This is a genomic window from Brevibacterium permense, from assembly GCF_013280495.1.
In the GTDB taxonomy this organism is placed as follows: domain Bacteria; phylum Actinomycetota; class Actinomycetes; order Actinomycetales; family Brevibacteriaceae; genus Brevibacterium; species Brevibacterium permense.
Genome location: NZ_JABSSX010000002.1, coordinates 401,007 through 417,263, shown reverse-complemented (window position 1 = coordinate 417,263; position 16,257 = coordinate 401,007). Strand labels below are relative to the sequence as shown.

The 16,257-nt window shown below is 65.8% G+C and carries 13 protein-coding genes; 10 read left to right on the top strand and 3 right to left on the bottom strand.

The genetic code is table 11. From position 1 onward, the window contains the following. The first annotated feature begins 109 nt into the window (after window positions 1-109). Window positions 110-517 (top strand): DUF3040 domain-containing protein, encoded by a 408-nt coding sequence (locus tag HK353_RS04710; protein WP_173153032.1) that lies wholly within the window; start codon window positions 110-112, stop codon window positions 515-517. Between the two features lie 31 nt (window positions 518-548). Next, complete coding sequence (locus tag HK353_RS04705) at window positions 549-1,280, top strand: YdcF family protein (protein WP_173153029.1); 732 nt, start codon at window positions 549-551, stop codon at window positions 1,278-1,280. A gap of 123 nt (window positions 1,281-1,403) precedes the next feature. Here HK353_RS04705 and HK353_RS04700 read toward each other — a convergent pair whose 3' ends face one another. Genes HK353_RS04700 through HK353_RS04690 form a run of 3 tightly spaced genes read right to left on the bottom strand, consistent with a single transcriptional unit; the run spans window position 1,404 to window position 6,182 of the window. After that, on the bottom strand, window positions 1,404-3,932 hold the full coding sequence (locus HK353_RS04700) for a transglutaminase TgpA family protein (RefSeq protein ID WP_173153026.1): 2,529 nt from the start codon (window positions 3,930-3,932) through the stop codon (window positions 1,404-1,406). After that, window positions 3,929-5,188 carry a DUF58 domain-containing protein gene (locus HK353_RS04695; protein WP_173153023.1) on the bottom strand — a complete coding sequence of 420 codons (1,260 nt, stop codon included), beginning with the start codon at window positions 5,186-5,188 and terminating at the stop codon, window positions 3,929-3,931. Before HK353_RS04695 ends, HK353_RS04700 begins: the two co-directional genes overlap by 4 nt. Before the next feature lie 4 nt (window positions 5,189-5,192). Continuing rightward, window positions 5,193-6,182, bottom strand: a complete 990-nt coding sequence (locus HK353_RS04690) for an AAA family ATPase (RefSeq protein ID WP_173153020.1) — start codon at window positions 6,180-6,182, stop codon at window positions 5,193-5,195. A 458-nt stretch (window positions 6,183-6,640) separates the two neighbouring features. Between HK353_RS04690 and mraZ the strand changes: the two genes are divergently transcribed. The 8 genes from mraZ (at window position 6,641) to murD (ending at window position 16,257) form a co-directional block, all read left to right on the top strand. Then, the gene (gene mraZ, locus HK353_RS04685) at window positions 6,641-7,072 is read left to right on the top strand and encodes a division/cell wall cluster transcriptional repressor MraZ (protein WP_025777975.1); all 432 of its coding nucleotides are present in this window, start codon (window positions 6,641-6,643) and stop codon (window positions 7,070-7,072) included. Between the two features lie 165 nt (window positions 7,073-7,237). Then, window positions 7,238-8,200 (top strand): 16S rRNA (cytosine(1402)-N(4))-methyltransferase RsmH, encoded by a 963-nt coding sequence (gene rsmH / locus HK353_RS04680; protein WP_173153017.1) that lies wholly within the window; start codon window positions 7,238-7,240, stop codon window positions 8,198-8,200. Beyond that, entirely contained in the window at window positions 8,197-8,763 is a 567-nt protein-coding gene (gene ftsL, locus HK353_RS04675) for a cell division protein FtsL (protein WP_173153014.1), read from the top strand. Before rsmH ends, ftsL begins: the two co-directional genes overlap by 4 nt. Before the next feature lie 75 nt (window positions 8,764-8,838). Then, window positions 8,839-10,620, top strand: coding sequence for a peptidoglycan D,D-transpeptidase FtsI family protein (locus HK353_RS04670; RefSeq protein ID WP_173153007.1), 1,782 nt, complete (start codon window positions 8,839-8,841; stop codon window positions 10,618-10,620). Beyond that, entirely contained in the window at window positions 10,620-12,191 is a 1,572-nt protein-coding gene (locus tag HK353_RS04665; protein WP_245395769.1) for a UDP-N-acetylmuramoyl-L-alanyl-D-glutamate--2,6-diaminopimelate ligase, read from the top strand. The genes HK353_RS04670 and HK353_RS04665 overlap by 1 nt, the downstream gene beginning before the upstream one ends. A 1-nt stretch (window position 12,192) precedes the next feature. Next, on the top strand, window positions 12,193-13,659 hold the full coding sequence (locus HK353_RS04660) for a UDP-N-acetylmuramoyl-tripeptide--D-alanyl-D-alanine ligase (protein ID WP_173153001.1): 1,467 nt from the start codon (window positions 12,193-12,195) through the stop codon (window positions 13,657-13,659). Beyond that, the gene (gene mraY / locus HK353_RS04655; protein ID WP_173152998.1) at window positions 13,656-14,744 is read left to right on the top strand and encodes a phospho-N-acetylmuramoyl-pentapeptide-transferase; all 1,089 of its coding nucleotides are present in this window, start codon (window positions 13,656-13,658) and stop codon (window positions 14,742-14,744) included. Before HK353_RS04660 ends, mraY begins: the two co-directional genes overlap by 4 nt. Next, entirely contained in the window at window positions 14,737-16,257 is a 1,521-nt protein-coding gene (gene murD / locus HK353_RS04650; RefSeq protein ID WP_217278228.1) for a UDP-N-acetylmuramoyl-L-alanine--D-glutamate ligase, read from the top strand. Before mraY ends, murD begins: the two co-directional genes overlap by 8 nt.

The window sequence follows — 16,257 nt, the reverse complement described above, 5'->3', positions numbered from 1 at the left end:
TCTGAAGACCCCGTGGGAATCCGCCTCCTGACGACCCCCGGAGATGTTTTTTCGGCCCTCAGAGACTATGATTGAGGGAAAGACTCGGGAAGCGAAACGGGGGTTCGAGATGCCACTCTCCGATCACGAACAGCAGCTGTTGGATCAACTTGAGAAGCAGCTGCGCAGTGAAGACCCTCGTTTTGCCCGGAATATCTCGGAAACCCAGGCCGCTGCCACCGGTCCCGGGTTCTCGGCGAAGCGCTTCGTCCTCGGCATCCTCATCGCACTCGCCGGGCTGGCCGCGACGATCCTCGCGATCTCGCTTGTCTCCAGCTCCGCCTGGTGGATCGCCCTCGGCGTCGTCGGCTTCGGCCTCATGGTCGCCGGAATGTACTGGGCATTCAGCCGTCCCGGCCAGGTGCACACCACTCAGACGGACTCTCGGAACTCCGGAGCGAAGACCGGTGCCAAGGGCAACTCCGGCTTCATGAGCCGAATGGAAGACCGGTGGGAGAAGCGCCAGCGCGGCGAATGATCCTGCTCAGGGCGATCAAGGCACTCTCGACATGAGGGTGCCTTTTTCAATCCCGGTGCGCGTACTCGCCGGTTCCGTCCTTGGTGTCTTTGCCGGTGTCTTCGCTTTCGCCGAGGCGGCCCACTGGCGATCGAGCCGCCGTCGTCTGGGAGACTGTGAATCCTCTGGTGTCCGGCGACCACGGAGCGCTCGGTGGTCGAGCCCAGGCGTTCGGGCCCTGACCGCGGCAGGCAGAAACGAGACCGCAGCCGACAGCGACCAGATCATCATCGTCCTCGGATATGACAACCGCGGTCAGCGACCGAACGGAATCAATCGGTTTAGGGTCCGCGCGGGTCTGCGGTCGATCGATCCGGCAGCCCGGTCGACTCTCCTCATCTTCTGCGGAGGGGCCGTCACAGGACGAACACCGGAGGCCCTCATCCTCGAACGCTTCGCCCGGGACGAACTCGGCTTCACCGGCCGAACTGTGCTGGAAGAGCAGAGCACAACGACGTGGGAGAACATCGCCAACGCGATCCCCATCATCGACCGCGAGCTCACCCCGGCCACGACGATCAGCATCGTCTCGAACTCCTACCATGCCGAGAAAGCCCGTGACCACCTGTGGCAGATGCGCCCGGACCTGGCCCGACGACTGGTCCGCGGGGGAGACTACCGATTCGGTGAACAGCCGCTGGTGAAGCCCATCGCCGCCGTGCGCGGCCTGCTCGCCCTGCGCGCACTCGATCGAGAGAACGCGAAACACGCGGCAGGGCGCTGAGGTCCCAGACTCTCGCATGGAGGGCCCAGGCTCTGCGAGACAGCGAAGAGGCGGCCCCGCAGGACCGCCTCTTCGCACATCGACCAGGACCGCCAGGTATCGGCCTGGATCGTCAGCTCCTCGTCATTTCGGTCGATTGAACAGGCTGGCCGGCCAGATCTTCGCAGAGATCCGACTGCCCGGCGTGGCCCTCTCCGACAAGTCCGTCCTCACCTCGTCGACGAGCGCCTGCACTTCCGAGTCATCGAGCGACTCGGGAGCGGCACCGTAGCGCTGAGCTTCGAGAGCATCGACGAACGCTCCCAGCGCAGAGTCATCATGAGCCGACTCGGAAGGACGTGATGGGGCCGGGCTGCTCAGACGCCGCAGCCGTTCATCCGAACGATCGAACGTCGAGGAACCGGCGGCTTCTGCGTTCTGTGCGGTGGCACCGGAGCCGGCTGCGGCCTCGGCGGCGGACTTTCGGATCGGTTCGCCGGTGTCCGGATCGATCTCTGGTGCCGTGGGGCCGGCATCCGTACCGGTCGAGCTCGAGGCATCTGCAGCCTCGGTGCCACCACCGCCGGCAGCACCGGCTGCTGGGGCGGCACCGGCGAGCACGAGCTCGTTGAAGCGCAACGTCCGACTCGAATCCAAGCTCTGCCCGTAGTCGGTGGCCAGAGCACGGACCTCTGTCCACACCGCTTCGAGATTCTGCGGATCCTTCGTTCTGCGCGAGCGCAGAATCGAACGCCAGATCGCGGGCAGTGCGGCGAGAAGCAGCAGGACGAGCACGATGGCTGCGATGCCGAAGACAGTGCCGAGGTTTGAACCGGCCGGCTCTGCGGCCTGAGTGCTCGTCTCCTCCTCGGTGGGTTCCTCGGAGCCACCGGTCGGCGAAGCAGATTCGCTCGGCTCTTCGCTCGGGCTCGCGGACTCCGACTCGTCGCCGTCCTCCTGCTGGTCGGCGCCATCGGCGAGGGTCCACTTCGGCGGATCTCCGGCAGGACCGCCGGGGGTGGGTTCGAAGCGCACCCAGCCGGCACCTTCGAAGTAGAGTTCCGGCCAGGCATGCGAATCCTGCATGCTCACATCGACGCCGTTCTCGGATTCGTCCCCGCCGGCGTATCCGACGCCGATGCGGGCCGGAATTCCCATCGTCCGGGCCATGATCGTCATGGCCGAGGAGAACTGGACGCAGTAGCCCTGCTTATCGGCCAGGAAGTCCGAGATCGCGTCGCCGCTGGCCCGTTCGGGGGCATCGAGCGAATACTCGAAATCGCCGCCGCGGAAGTACGCCTGCAGCATGACTGCGGCCTCCCACTGGTTGTCCGCATCGGCGGTGACCCGCTCTGCGGTCTCCTTCACGCTGGTCGGCAGGGAATCGGGGACGGCGAGTTCGGTCTCGAAGTCGCTCTCGGACACCGGAGTCGCTGACTGCAGATCCTCGACGTCGGGATTCGGGGACAGGTAGTCCATCGAATACTGCAGTCCACCGGTCTTCTCACCGTTGCCGACGACCGTCAAGGTCTTCTCGTCGAAGATCCACCGACGACTCAGATCCTTCGGCTGCTGCGGAGCATACGGAGACGGCAGGTACTGCTGGTCGTAGCTGTCGCCGACGGCGACGCTGATCGTCTGCTCCTTGAAGTTCTTGTCCCGCGGCATCCCCGCGGGCCATGGCATGCCGTCGGCGGCGATCGCGAACGGATCGAGGCTGAACGGGCTCGGGGCCCAGTTCTCACCGTCGAAGTCATCGATCGAGGTCAACCGGATCGGATCCGCGTCCTCGTCCGTCGTCTGGTAGCTGAACAGCGTCTTGTCATCCCGGTCACCGAGGTTCTGGCGCAGGTTGAGGAATGGGTTCGTCACCGTCAGATCGCCCTGGCCCTTCGAGGCCCGGTCGGGCAGGGTGGGCACCGGGGGCAGCAGAAGGGGCAGGCCGATGCCGATCGCCAGAGCCAGAGCTCCGGCGAGGATCGCCGTCATCCCTCCGCGCCACCGGGTCGCCGGCAGATAGGGGCTGAGCATGAGCAGCAGGAACGCCGCGAGGATCGCGACGATATGCCACCACTTCACCTCCTGCGCGGCGAAGTAGACGGGGATCATCCACAGCACGAGCAGCAGCACGCCGCCGACCTTCGGTGCCCTCAGGTCCGAGACGAGGCCGTCGATGAGGATCGTGATGAGGGTGAAGGCGATTGTGAGCATCGCGATGAAGCCCGGTGTGCTCGCCGCCGGGGGAGCGGTCGCGTAGAGGTCGCTGACCCCCTCGGAGAGCAGATCGATCACCGTTCCGAAGGACTCACCGGTCGGGATGAACCCGAGCAGCAGCGAATCCCCGGCGCAGACGATGAAGACCGCGATGAGGCCGGCCACGCACTGGGCGATGACCGCGGTTCCGCTCGAGCGCAGTGCCCGAACGGTGCGGAACACGGCGCCGACGATGACGACGACGGCGACGGCGACCAGGACGGGCGAGACCCAGGTGAAGTCCTTGAAGACTGCCGATACGGCGACAGCGGTCAGAGCCATGGCGACGAAGACGACGATCGCCTCGAGCCACCCCGTGCTCGGACGCTCATCGCCCGTCGACGCGGGAGCTGAATAGTCGTTCGCCGGAGACTCGGCATCGACTCCGCGCGGACGTGTGTCAGGAGTATTCAGACTCATCGGCGCACCCCCTGCGGAGTCGAGCTCGCACCACCCGGAGCCGCGGATGTACTGCCGGCGCCGACGGTTCCCGGTCCGGGTTCGGCCGAGGCCCGACCGGTGCCGCTGCGAGACCGCTTGGACTCGAACGTCGTCCACGACTCCGGCAGGTCCTCGCTGAGACCGAGCATCGTCAGATCGTCGATCTCGCTGAGAGTGCGCAGAGTCACTGGCACACGGCGGGAGAAGTGCGAGGCGAGTTCCTGCCCGCGCTGGTCGCCGACGGAGCAGATGACGATGTGGTTCGGGTTGTCGTGCGAGGGCAGTTCGACCCTGCCCGGGCGCACAAGGGCGGAGAGCAGACGCAGCTTGTCGATCTCGCGGGCTCCTTTGAATCTGATCTGGTGTCCGGGAGCGACGACGTTGACCTCGTAGTCGGCCTTGAGGAACGCGGTTCCGGCCGCGGTCGCCGCGGCCAGCAGGAACTCGATCTCGAGATCGCTCGGCTCCTCGGCGCCCGCATCGGCGACGAGGTCGATGAGGATGAGCGAATGGAGCGTCTCCTCATCGGCTTCGTGTCGCACCATGAGCTCGCCGGACTTCGCCGTCGAGGGCCAGTGCACATGCCGGAGGTCATCGCCGGGCACGTACTCACGTGTGTGGAAGTCCCGGGTGGTATGACCGGTGCGGACCTTGCCATCGTCGAGGCGGGCGGGCCGGATCGACGAATCCTGCGGGATGCGCGCGGGCAGGATCGGCACGGACACGGCCACGGGGAACGCCCCGTGGACCTTCTTCTTCATCTTCACCAGGCCGAAGGGCCCGAACACGGTGATGAGGACCGCGTCGATCCCGGAGACCCCACGGCGATTCGGGGTGAACGACGTCAGCACAGTCTGCGAGGACCCGTGGGCCAGAGCCGGGACATCACCGGAGGTGGAGTCGCCGAACCCTTCGGCCGGAGTGAAATCGATCGTCGCGGCGGGAATCGCGAGCTGGCCGATATTGGTCACGCGCGCCTGGACTTCGACCTCTTTGCCTTCGGCTGCCAGCGGGTAGCGGTCTCCCGAAGGAGACAGCGCCACCTCGTGGAGGTTCGTGCTCATCGTGATCGATACCCGACGGGTGCCCCACAGGATGAGCAGCGCCGAGAGCAGGACCAGGCCGAGCAGCAGCAGACCGGCCGGCAGCAGGCCGGGCAGGGCGAAGCGGTAGGCCGTGATGATCAGGGCCGCCCCGGCCAGGACGAAGATGATGCCCGAAGTGCTCAGTCGCATGCGGTCACTGGTTCGCCGAGACGGGCACGCGGGACAGCACCCGACCGATGAGGTCGGCAGCCAGGTCCGCGTCGTCGCCGTCGCGGGGGATGATGCGGTGGGCGAGGATGTACGGGGCCAGGGCCTGCACATCGTCAGGAGTGACGAAGGTGCGCCCCGACAGGGCCGCGCGGGCCTTCGCCGCGCGCAACAGGTGGACGCCGCCGCGCGGGGAGCTGCCGAGCAGGATCGCCTGATCGTTGCGGGTGGCGTGGAGGATCGCCACGATGTACTCGCGCAGCGCCCGGCTGGCGGAGACATGGCGGACGATGGTGCGGGCCTGAGTGATCTGCTCGAGGTTCGTCACCGCGGCAGCGGTCTCGAGGGGATCGTTCTGGATCTGGTTGTCCAGCAGATCGACCTCATCGGACGTCGCCGGATATCCCAGGGAGATGCGGGTGAGGAAGCGGTCGCGCTGCGCCTCGGGCAGAGCGTAGGTGCCCTCCATGTCGATCGGGTTCTGAGTGGCGACGACGATGAACGGCGTGGGCATCGGATAGGTCTGCCCGTCGATCGTCGCCTGACCCTCGGCCATGCACTCGAGCATCGCCGACTGCGTCTTCGGGGACGCGCGGTTGATCTCGTCGGCGATGACGATGTTCGCGAACACCGGTCCCTGTCGGAACTCGAAGTGACGAGTCTCCTGGTTGAACAGGTTCACGCCCACGACGTCGGTGGGCAGCAGGTCCGGAGTGAACTGGATGCGGCGCACGGAACCGTCGACGACCTTGCCCATGGCACGGGCCAACAGGGTCTTGCCGACGCCGGGGACGTCTTCGAGGAGGACATGTCCGCCGGCGAGCAGTGCGATGAGCGAGAGCCCGACGGCCTCATCTTTGCCCTCGAGCACCGAGTTCATCGCGGTGCGTGCCCGCGAGGTCAGATTCTGCACCCACTCGATGTGTTCGGCGCCGATCACGGAATTGGTCTGTGTACCTTCTTGGCTGGTCGACATACCCTCCATTGTCCCTTAAAGCCCGCACCCCAGCCACACGAGTTTCTTTCAGCTTCGTCACTCCCTTCTCCTCCCCGCTCCCACTCCCTCCCCGAGGCGCCCCATCCCACTCCCCACCACCCTCCCCACTTTCCTCCACGCGGACCCTCCACTTTCCTCCCCACTCGCCTCCACCTCGGCGCGGGTCTCGCCCGTGATCCCCGGATTCTCGCGGATCTGCGCCGTTTCCAATACTTTCGCCGAGGCGGCCCACCGCCTCGGTGGACCCTCCGTTCTCCCCGTGTCCGACACTCCCGCGACGCGCCTCTGAGAAATTTTCCCCACTTTCCTCCACCTATCTGACCTGGGAAAACAATGGATCCAGAGCATCAGTGGGGAGAAGAGCTGGAATCTGTGGAGGGAAGTGGAGTACTGTGGTTGCTATCGGAGCCGATGGGTTTCGAAAGGGGTGAGACGACATGTTCTTGGGCACTCATATGCAGAAGCTCGACGACAAAGGTCGCCTCATCCTGCCCGCAAAGTTCCGCGAGGAGCTGTCGCCCGGACTCGTTCTGACCCGTGGCCAGGAGAACTGCCTCACCCTGTTCCCCACCACGGAGTTCGAAGCCGAGCACGCGCGAATCCAGAACGCGCCGAAGACGAATAAGGAAGCCCGCGATTACCAGCGTGTGTTCCTGTCGGCGGCATCTGCGGAACAACCGGACAAACAGGGACGCATCACGGTCCCGAACATATTGCGGCAGTACGCATCACTTGATCGGGAAGTCGCAGTGATCGGCATGGGCAACCGGGTCGAGATCTGGGATGCACCGACCTGGGAGGACTACCTCGTCGGCGCTCAACAGGCCTTCGCCGAACGCGAAGAGGAGGTGATCCCCGGAGTGATCTGATTCTGCTCGGGTTTGATCCTTGCCCGCCGTGCTCGAGTTTCGGGGAACTTCCCCGTTTCCGAAGCTCGGACGTCCTGACACACTTCCCCGGTGGCAGGGCCACGGCGGTCAAGGTTCTGGCTCCAGCAGCGCACCCCCGACCACCCCCGTATGAAGGACCCACGAATGACAGCTCAGCACGTACCGGTGCTCCTGACGCGCGTGGTCGAACTCATCGGCGTCGGGGTCGAAGCCGCCAGGGAGGCCGGGCTCACCCCGGTCGTCGTCGACGGCACACTCGGAATGGGCGGGCACGCCGAAGCCGTCCTCACAGCGTTCGACGATGTCCACCTCGTCGGCATCGACCGCGATCTGCAGGCCATCGACATCGCCACGAAACGCCTGGCCCGCTTCGCCGACCGCATCGATATCGTCCACGCGGTCGACGACGAGCTGCCCGACGTCCTAGACGACCTCGGCATCTCACAGATCAGCGCGATCCTGCTCGACCTGGGAGTGTCCTCGCTGCAGCTCGATGAGGACGAACGCGGATTCTCCTACTCCCGACCTGCGCCACTGGATATGCGCATGGACCGCACCCAGGAGCTCACCGCCGAGAAGGTGCTGGCCACCTACTCGGAATCCGAGCTGCGCCGCATCCTCCGCGAATACGGCGAGGAGAAGCTCGCCGGCAAGATCGCGAAGATCATCGTCACCGACAGGGTCGACACCCCGTGGGAGACATCGGATCAGCTCGCGGCCATGCTCTCCCGAGTGATCCCGCAGACGAAGAAGAAGTCGCATCCCGCCAAACGCACCTTCCAGGCCCTGCGCATCGAGGTCAACGACGAGCTCGGGGTGCTGCGCACCGCACTGCCGGCGGCATTGGAATCGCTGCACCTCGGGGGAGTGGCCGTCATCGAGTCCTACCAGTCACTGGAGGACACGATCGTGAAGAAGACCTTCCGAGCGGCCACGACCTCCTCGGCACCGCCGGACCTGCCGGTCGTGCCCGAAGAGCACCAGCCCTGGCTGACCGAGATCATCCGGGGAGCCGAAATGGCTGATGAGCAAGAAGCAGAGATCAACCCGCGGGCGGCAAGCGTCCGACTGCGGGCAGTGCAGAAGATCAGGGAGGCACGATCGTGAGCAATTCCTCGGCAAGAGCTGGTCAGCATAACTTCCCCGAACGTCCTCGCCGGCTCGAAGAGGCCGGTGGTCAGCAGGGCGGTGCGAAGCTGAGGCTGCTCAAATTAGAACTGCCGAAGTCCCGTCTGCCCTTCTCCATGTTGTGCGTGGGGATCCTGCTGGCCACCCTCGTGGCCGTGCTGCTGCTCAACATCTTCGTCGCCAACACCTCCTACAAGGTCGACCAGCTGACGAGCGAGAAGGAAGCCCTGGCCGAGCAGAAAGACCGCCTCGTCGAGGACAACTCGTACCGCGAGTCCCCGCAGAACATCTCCCTGGCCGCCGAGGAGCTCGGCCTCGTCCGTGATTCCTCACCGGAATTCCTCGACGCGAAGACCGGGAAGATGATCGACGCCCCCGGAATCGACGTCAGCGGTGAGAAAGAGCCCACAGTCGTGCCCGGCCCGCGCGCCGATACACGAGATGACATCCGACCCAATCTACGATCGGATGAGAAGCTCCCGGTCGTCGGGGGCAGCCCGAGCCAGGACGTGGCGGCTCCGAGCCAGGAGGCGCCGAAGTAGTCCGAGCTCACCGGGACCAGGGAACGGCCTGACCGAAACATTCGCCGACCACGCCAAGGACCGAGGACGCCAGCTATGGGCTCAGCCAAGACCCGACTGAAGAAGAAGCGCAAGGGCGGTGGCCCGAATCTGCGGTGGCGGATGGGCTTCATCGCCGCGGTGTCGGTCCTCGTCCTCCTCATCACCTCCGTGCGCCTCGTATCCATCCAGGGTATGGACTCGATGAAGCTGGCTGAGAAGGCGCTGTCGAACCGACTCGTCACCCGGACCCTGCCTGCCGATCGCGGACAGATCCTGGCCGCCGACGGCACCGTGCTCGCCGACAGCGTCTCCCGCTACCAGCTCGTCGTCGATCAGCAGAACGTCGCCCAGTACGAAGTCGACGGCAAACTCGTCGGAGCCTGGGGCGCAGCCGAAGCACTGTCGAAGCCGCTGAAGACCGATCCGGGTGTGCTCTATCCGAAACTCGTCGGCGACAAACGCTGGAACCCCGTCGCCAAGGGACTGACCTCGGAAACTTGGAGCGCGGTGAAGAAACTCGAGGTCCTCGGCATCTCCGCCGAGGAGTACTCGGTACGCTCGTACCCGGCCGGAGGCGTCGCCGGCAACCTCGTCGGATTCCTCAGCTCCGACGGCACGGCTCAGGCCGGTCTCGAATCGGCTTATGACGAACAGCTGTCGGGCAAGGACGGCCAGCAGCAGTACGAACGCGGAGCACGCGGAGAGATCATCCCGCTCGGCGACAACAACATGAAGGACGCTGTCGACGGGCAGGGTCTGCAGACGACGATCGACCCGGCGATGCAGTACTACGCACAGCAGGCCATCGAAGAGCAGCGGAAGAAGCACGAAGCCGAATCCGCGTCGATCGTCATCAAAGAGATCAAGACGGGACGCATCATCACCGCCGCGGATGCTCCCACCGTCGACCCGAACTCCCCGGGCAAGGTCGACGGGCCCGACCGCGGTTCGCGCATCTTCACCGACATGTTCGAACCCGGTTCGACCGCGAAGATGGTCACCGCCGCAGCGCTGCTCGACCAGGGTCTCGTCACTCCCGAACAGGAGTTCACCGTCCCGGACAAGTGGAAGGCACCGAACGACGAGGAGTTCCGCGACTCCCACGAACACCCCGACGAGAAGCTCACCTTCGCCGGAATCCTCGCCCAATCCTCGAACACCGGCACCGTGCTGGCGGGCAAGGAACTCACCGAGGCGCAGCGCTACGAATACATGAAGAAGTTCGGCTTCGGCACCAGTTCGGGAATCGACTTCCCCGCCGAGACCTCGGGCATTCTGCATCCGTACGAGGAGTGGGACGGACGCACGAAGTACACCGTGATGTTCGGTCAGGGCGTGGCCGCGAACGCGATCCAGACCACCGATGTCATCTCCACCATCGCAAACGGGGGAGTCCACGTGCCCTCCCGCCTCGTCGACGGAATGATCTCCCCGAACGGACGCACCATCTCCACTCCCGCAGGAGAGAAGGAACGCGTCGTGAGCAAGAAGGCCGCCGACGAGACCCTGCGGATGCTCGAAGGCGTCGTCGCCGAAGGCACAGGAAAGTCCGCCCAGGTCTCCGGCTACAGGGTCGCCGGCAAGACCGGCACCGCGCAGGCGCCGGCAGCCGAGGGCGGAGGCTATGACGGATACACCGCCTCCTTCGTCGGCGTCCTGCCCGCCGAAGATCCCGAACTCGCGATCTCCGTGACTTTGCAACGACCTCGGAACGGCTACTACGGTGGACAGGCCGCAGCCCCCGTGTTCTCCGACGTCGCGGGCTTCGCCATGCGGCATCTCAAGATCCCACCGTCGACGCAGAAGCCCGACCTGCCCGCCCGAGAATGGAAATGATGCGCTTTTCACAGCTGCTGCCGATCGCACCCGGCACCCTCCACGGTGACCCCGAGACGGAGGTCACCGGGGTCTTCCACGACTCGCGCGCGGTCTCACCGGGTCAGCTCTACGCCGCCCTGCCGGGTGCGAACGTCCACGGTGCGAAGTTCGCCCCCGAGCTGATCCGATCCGGGGTCGACGCCATCCTCACCGACGACGCCGGCTGGCAGCTCATCACCGAAGAGCTGAGCACGGACGAGGCGGACCGGGACCTGCTCGCCGGTGTCACCGCTCTCATCGTCGAAGCGCCCCGCGCCGTGCTCGGGTTCGTCTCCGCCGCCGTCTACGGGACCACCTCGGTGCCGGAGCTCATCGGAGTCACGGGAACGAACGGGAAGACGACGACGACCTACCTGGCCGACGGGATGCTCGCGGCATTGGGCCATCGCACCGCCGTCATCGGCACGGTCGCCATTCTCATCGCCGGTGACACCGTGCCCAGCGTGCGCACCACTCCGGAGGCCCCCGAACTGCATGCCCTGTTCAAGAAGATGCGCGCGGCCGAGGTCGACACCTGTGCGATGGAGGTCTCCTCCCACGCGCTCATCCAGCACCGCGTGGACGGGGCTCACTTCAGCGTCGCAGGGTTCACGAACCTCTCCCAGGACCACCTCGACTTCCACAACACGATGGAGGAGTACTTCGAGGCCAAGGCCCAGCTGTTCACCCGCACATTCTCCGATAGGGCCGTCATCGTCGTCGAAGACGAATGGGGCGAGCGGATGACGGAGGCCGCACAGGTGCCCGTGCGCACTCTGGGACGCGACGACCGCAGCCAGTGGCGCATCGAACACACCCCAGGCGTTTCGGACTTCGTGCTCCACCTCGACGACGGGGAGAGCGTCCGGCTCCGCTCACCGCTGCCCGGCGATTTCAACGTCACGAATACGGCCCTGGCAGCCTCGATGCTCATCGAGGCCGGCGTCAGCGCCGAAGAGATCGATGCGATCGGTCGCAGCTTCGTGGCCACGGTGCCCGGACGAATGGAGATCATCGACGTCTCCGGTCCGCGGGCGCTGAGCGAATCCCACCCGGATATCCTGCCGCGCGCCATCGTCGACTATTCGCACACTCCCGACGCGATCGCGAAGGCGCTGTCAACGCTCCACGCCGACTCCGAAGAGCTCATCATCGTCTTCGGCGCCGGAGGCGACCGCGATCGCGGCAAGCGCTTCGGCATGGGTCAGGCGGCGGCACGTGAAGCCGATGTGATCGTTCTCACCGACGATAACCCGCGCACCGAGGATCCCGACACGATCCGCGCTGCAATCAGGCAGGGAATCGACGCCGAGGTGGATTCGGGACGAGCTCGTGTGAAAAAGATCATCGAGGTCCCCGACCGCGGTGCCGCCATCGACGAGGCGATTGCCGAAGCAGACGCCTCGGCGACCGTGCTCATCGCGGGCAAGGGACATGAGACAGGCCAGACCGTGGGCACCACGGTCATCGATTTCGACGACCGGGCCAGGACACGCTCAGCGCTGTCCATGCGACTGGGCGGCGCACAACCAGGTAAAGTTCACAGATGATATGAAGCGACTGACTGCAGCCGAAATCGCAACCGCCCTGAGCGGCGAGTTGTACGGCATCGACCCCGAGACCCCATTGACCGCCGGTGTGGTGACCGACTCGAGAGAAGTCGGACCCGGCGATATCTACGTCGCCCGCCGAGGCGAGAGCTTTGACGGCATCGAATTCGCCGCCGCCGCCGTTGAGGCGGGAGCGGCCCTGATCATCGGCGAATCCGTCCCCACCATCGACGACGAACCGCTGCCGGTCGTCGTCGTCGCCGATGCCACCGAAGCGCTCGGCCAGCTGGCCAAGCACAGCATCGAAGGCCTGCGCACAGATGGTGAGCTCACCGTCATCGCGATCACCGGATCCGTCGGCAAGACCACGGTGAAGGACCTCGCCGCGGACCTGCTCGCAGGTGTAGCCGAGACCGTGTGGCCGCCGAACTCCTACAACAACGAGGTCGGAGTCCCGCTGACGGCTCTGCGGGCGGTCGAATCCACCCGTTTCCTCGTCCTCGAGATGGGGGCTCGGTCGATCGGCAACCTCGCCTATCTGACCAGCCTCATCCGCCCCGATATCGCCGTCGAGCTGGCCGTGGGCACCGCCCACTCCGGAGTCTTCGGTTCGATCGAGAACACCGCGCGGGCGAAGGCCGAACTCGTCGAGTCCCTGACGGCCGGATCCACTGCCGTGCTCAACGCCGACGACACCCGCGTGTCGGCGATGCGCGAGGTGCTCGCTTCGGACGTGACCACCTTGTGGTTCTCACAGCGTGAGTCCCTGCCCGAATGGGTCGGCGCCGACGACCTGGTCGTGCGCGGCACCTCGGTGTCCACGGATTCCTCCGGTCATCCGACATTCACCCTCACCCTGCCCGGTGAGGAGCCCCGCGATGTGCGCCTGGCGCTCATCGGCGAACACCACGTCGGCAACGCTCTGGCGGCAGCCGCCATCGCCCACGCCTGCGGCGTCGCGGCCAGGTCGATCGTCACCACCCTGTCGACCTCCTCGGCGGCCAGCCGCTGGCGCATGGAGCTCATCGATTCGCCGTCGGGTGTGACAGTGCTCAACGACGCCTACAATGCGAATCCCGAATCCATGCGGGCCTCGCTGAAGACCCTGGCCTCGATGGGCCGCGGTGATGAGGAGACCAGCCCGCGTCGCACCTTCGCCGTGCTCGGCGAGATGCTCGAACTCGGGTCCGATTCGGTGTCCGCGCACTCGGAGATCGGCGAACTCGTCGTGCGCCTCAACATCACTCGCACCATCGTCGTGGGCGAAGGCGCGAAGCCGATCTTCAACGCTGCGAACCTCGAAGGCTCCTGGGGCAACGAGGCGGCCTGGGTCGCCACCGCGGCTGAGGCGAAGGATCTCCTCAACGCCGAACTCGCTCCCGGCGACATCGTTCTCTTCAAATCCTCCCGCGATGCCGGTCTGCGCTACCTGGGAGACGAAATCGCCGGAGTATCGGGGGCCCAATGATTGCCGTACTGCTCGCAGCCTGCCTGGCTCTCATCTTCGCCCTCGTCGGGACTCCGCTGTTCATTCGGGTGCTCGTCAAGAAGGGGTACGGCCAGTTCGTCCGTGACGACGGTCCGACCTCGCACGCGACGAAGCGCGGAACCCCGACCATGGGCGGAGTCGTCATCATCGGCGCCGCTGTGCTCGCCTACCTGCTCGGACACCTGTTCACCGGTTCCGTGCCCACGGCGTCCGGCCTGCTCGTGCTGTGGCTGGCTGCGGGACTGGCGGTCGTCGGATTCCTCGACGACTTCATCAAGATCAAGAAGCAGCGGTCACTGGGGCTGCGCCCGATGCCGAAGCTCATCGGCCAGGCCTTCGTCGGAATCTCGTTCGCCGTGCTCGCGCTGCAGTTCCCGAACTCCTTCGGCGAGACCCCGGCGTCGACGAAGGTGTCGTTCATCCGCGACACGAACCTCGATCTCGCATTCGGCTCGGCGATCCTCGGCCTCATCCTGTTCGTCATCTGGGCGAACCTCATCGTCACCGCCGTCTCGAACGCGGTGAACCTCACCGACGGCCTCGACGGTCTCGCCGCCGGCGCCTCGGTGGTCGTCTTCGCCGCGTATGTCGTCATCGGCATCTGGCAGTCGACCCAGAACTGCAACCTCATGTCCGAGGCCACGAATGCCTGCTACTACATGCGCGACCCCCGCGACCTCGCCATGGTCGCCGGCGCCATGGCCGCGGCCTGCTTCGGCTTCCTGTGGTTCAACACCTCGCCGGCGAAGATCTTCATGGGCGACACAGGTTCGCTGGCCATCGGCGGAGCCTTCGCCGGACTGGCGATCATGTCGCGCACCGAGCTGCTGCTCATCGTCCTCGGCGGACTCTTCGTCATCATCACCCTGTCGGTGATCATCCAGGTCGCTTCCTTCAAGACCACCGGCAAACGCGTGTTCCGCATGGCGCCGCTGCAGCACCACTTCGAACTCAAGGGCTGGGCCGAAGTGACGATCGTGGTGAGGTTCTGGATCATCGCGGCCCTCTTCGTCATCGCCGGAATCTGCCTGTTCTACGCCGATTGGGTGGCGCGCATTGGCTGATGAACCGACCACCAAGGAGATCCCGGCCGCACTGCACGGACCGAGTTCATCCCTGGCAGGACTGCGCATCCTCGTCACCGGTCTCGGGGTGACGGGATTCCCCGCTGCCGTCCACCTCGGCGAACGCGGAGCCGATGTCATCGTCATCGACGGTGACGCCACCGCAGATGTGAGCGAGAAGGCGCAGATCCTCGAGGTCTTCGACGTCGATATCCGACGGGGACCCGAACACGTCGAAGCTCTGCCCGAGGGCGAACTCGACCTCGTCGTCACCTCACCCGGATGGCGTCCGGACCAGCCCGTGCTCGCGGCCGCAGCGAAGGCCGGCATCCCGGTCATCGGCGAAGTCGAGCTGGCGTGGCGGATCCGCGGCACCAACGACGCCAAATGGCTCGCCATCACCGGCACCAACGGCAAGACGACGACCACGACGATGCTCGAATCGATGCTGCTGGCCGCCGGGCTCAAAGCCAAGGCCTGCGGCAATATCGGCACCCCGTTGCTCGAAGCCGTGCTCGAACCCGGGCTCGAGGTCCTCGCGATCGAACTCTCGAGCTTCCAGCTGCACTGGCAGGAGTCGATGAGCGCCGACGCCGCAGCCGTGCTCAACATCGCTCCCGATCACCTCGATTGGCACGGCAGCGCCGAAGCCTACGCGGCAGACAAAGCGAAGATCTTCCACAATGCGAAGCTCGCCTGCGTGTACAACTGCGCCGACGAGGTGACTCTGCACATGGTCGAGGACGCCGACGTCATCGAAGGGGCCAAGGCCATCGGCTTCACCACCGGTGTGCCTCGCCCCGGCGAGCTCGGTGTCGTCGAGGACCTGCTGGTCGACCGAGCCTTCATTCCGCAGCGCTACTCATCGGCCGCCGAACTCGCCTCCCTCGACGATGTGGCGACGGCCACCGGCGTTGCGGGTTCGCGGCCGGCCCCCCACCAGGTCGCCAACGCTCTTGCCGCAGCCTGTCTGGCCCGCGCCATCGACGTGCCCGGTCAGGCGATCGCCGCAGGACTGCAGAACCATTCGCTCGGAGCCCACCGCATGGTCACCGTCGCCGAAGCGGACGGCATCCGCTGGGTCGACGATTCCAAAGCGACGAACACCCACGCAGCGAATGCCTCGCTGGCCGCCTTCGACTCGATCATCTGGATCGCCGGCGGACTGCCCAAGGGCGCCGACTTCACCTCGCTGTTCGCCGACCACCGCGAACGGCTCAAGGCACTCGTGCTCATCGGCTCGGACGATTCGGCCTACCGAGAGGCGATCGCCGCGACCATCCCCGACCTCGAAGTCGTCCGGATCGAACCGGCCCTGGCCGTGGACTCCGGAGTCCCGAAGCGCCGCGGCGAGGCCGTCGCGGCGGCCGCCGTCGACGCGGCCGCACGATTGGCCGAAGCCGGAGACACCGTTCTCCTGGCACCGGCGGCCGCGAGCATGGATCAGTTCCTCAACTACAACACTCGCGGCGAACTCTTCGCCGAGGCCGTCAACTCGCACCTGGAGCGCTGA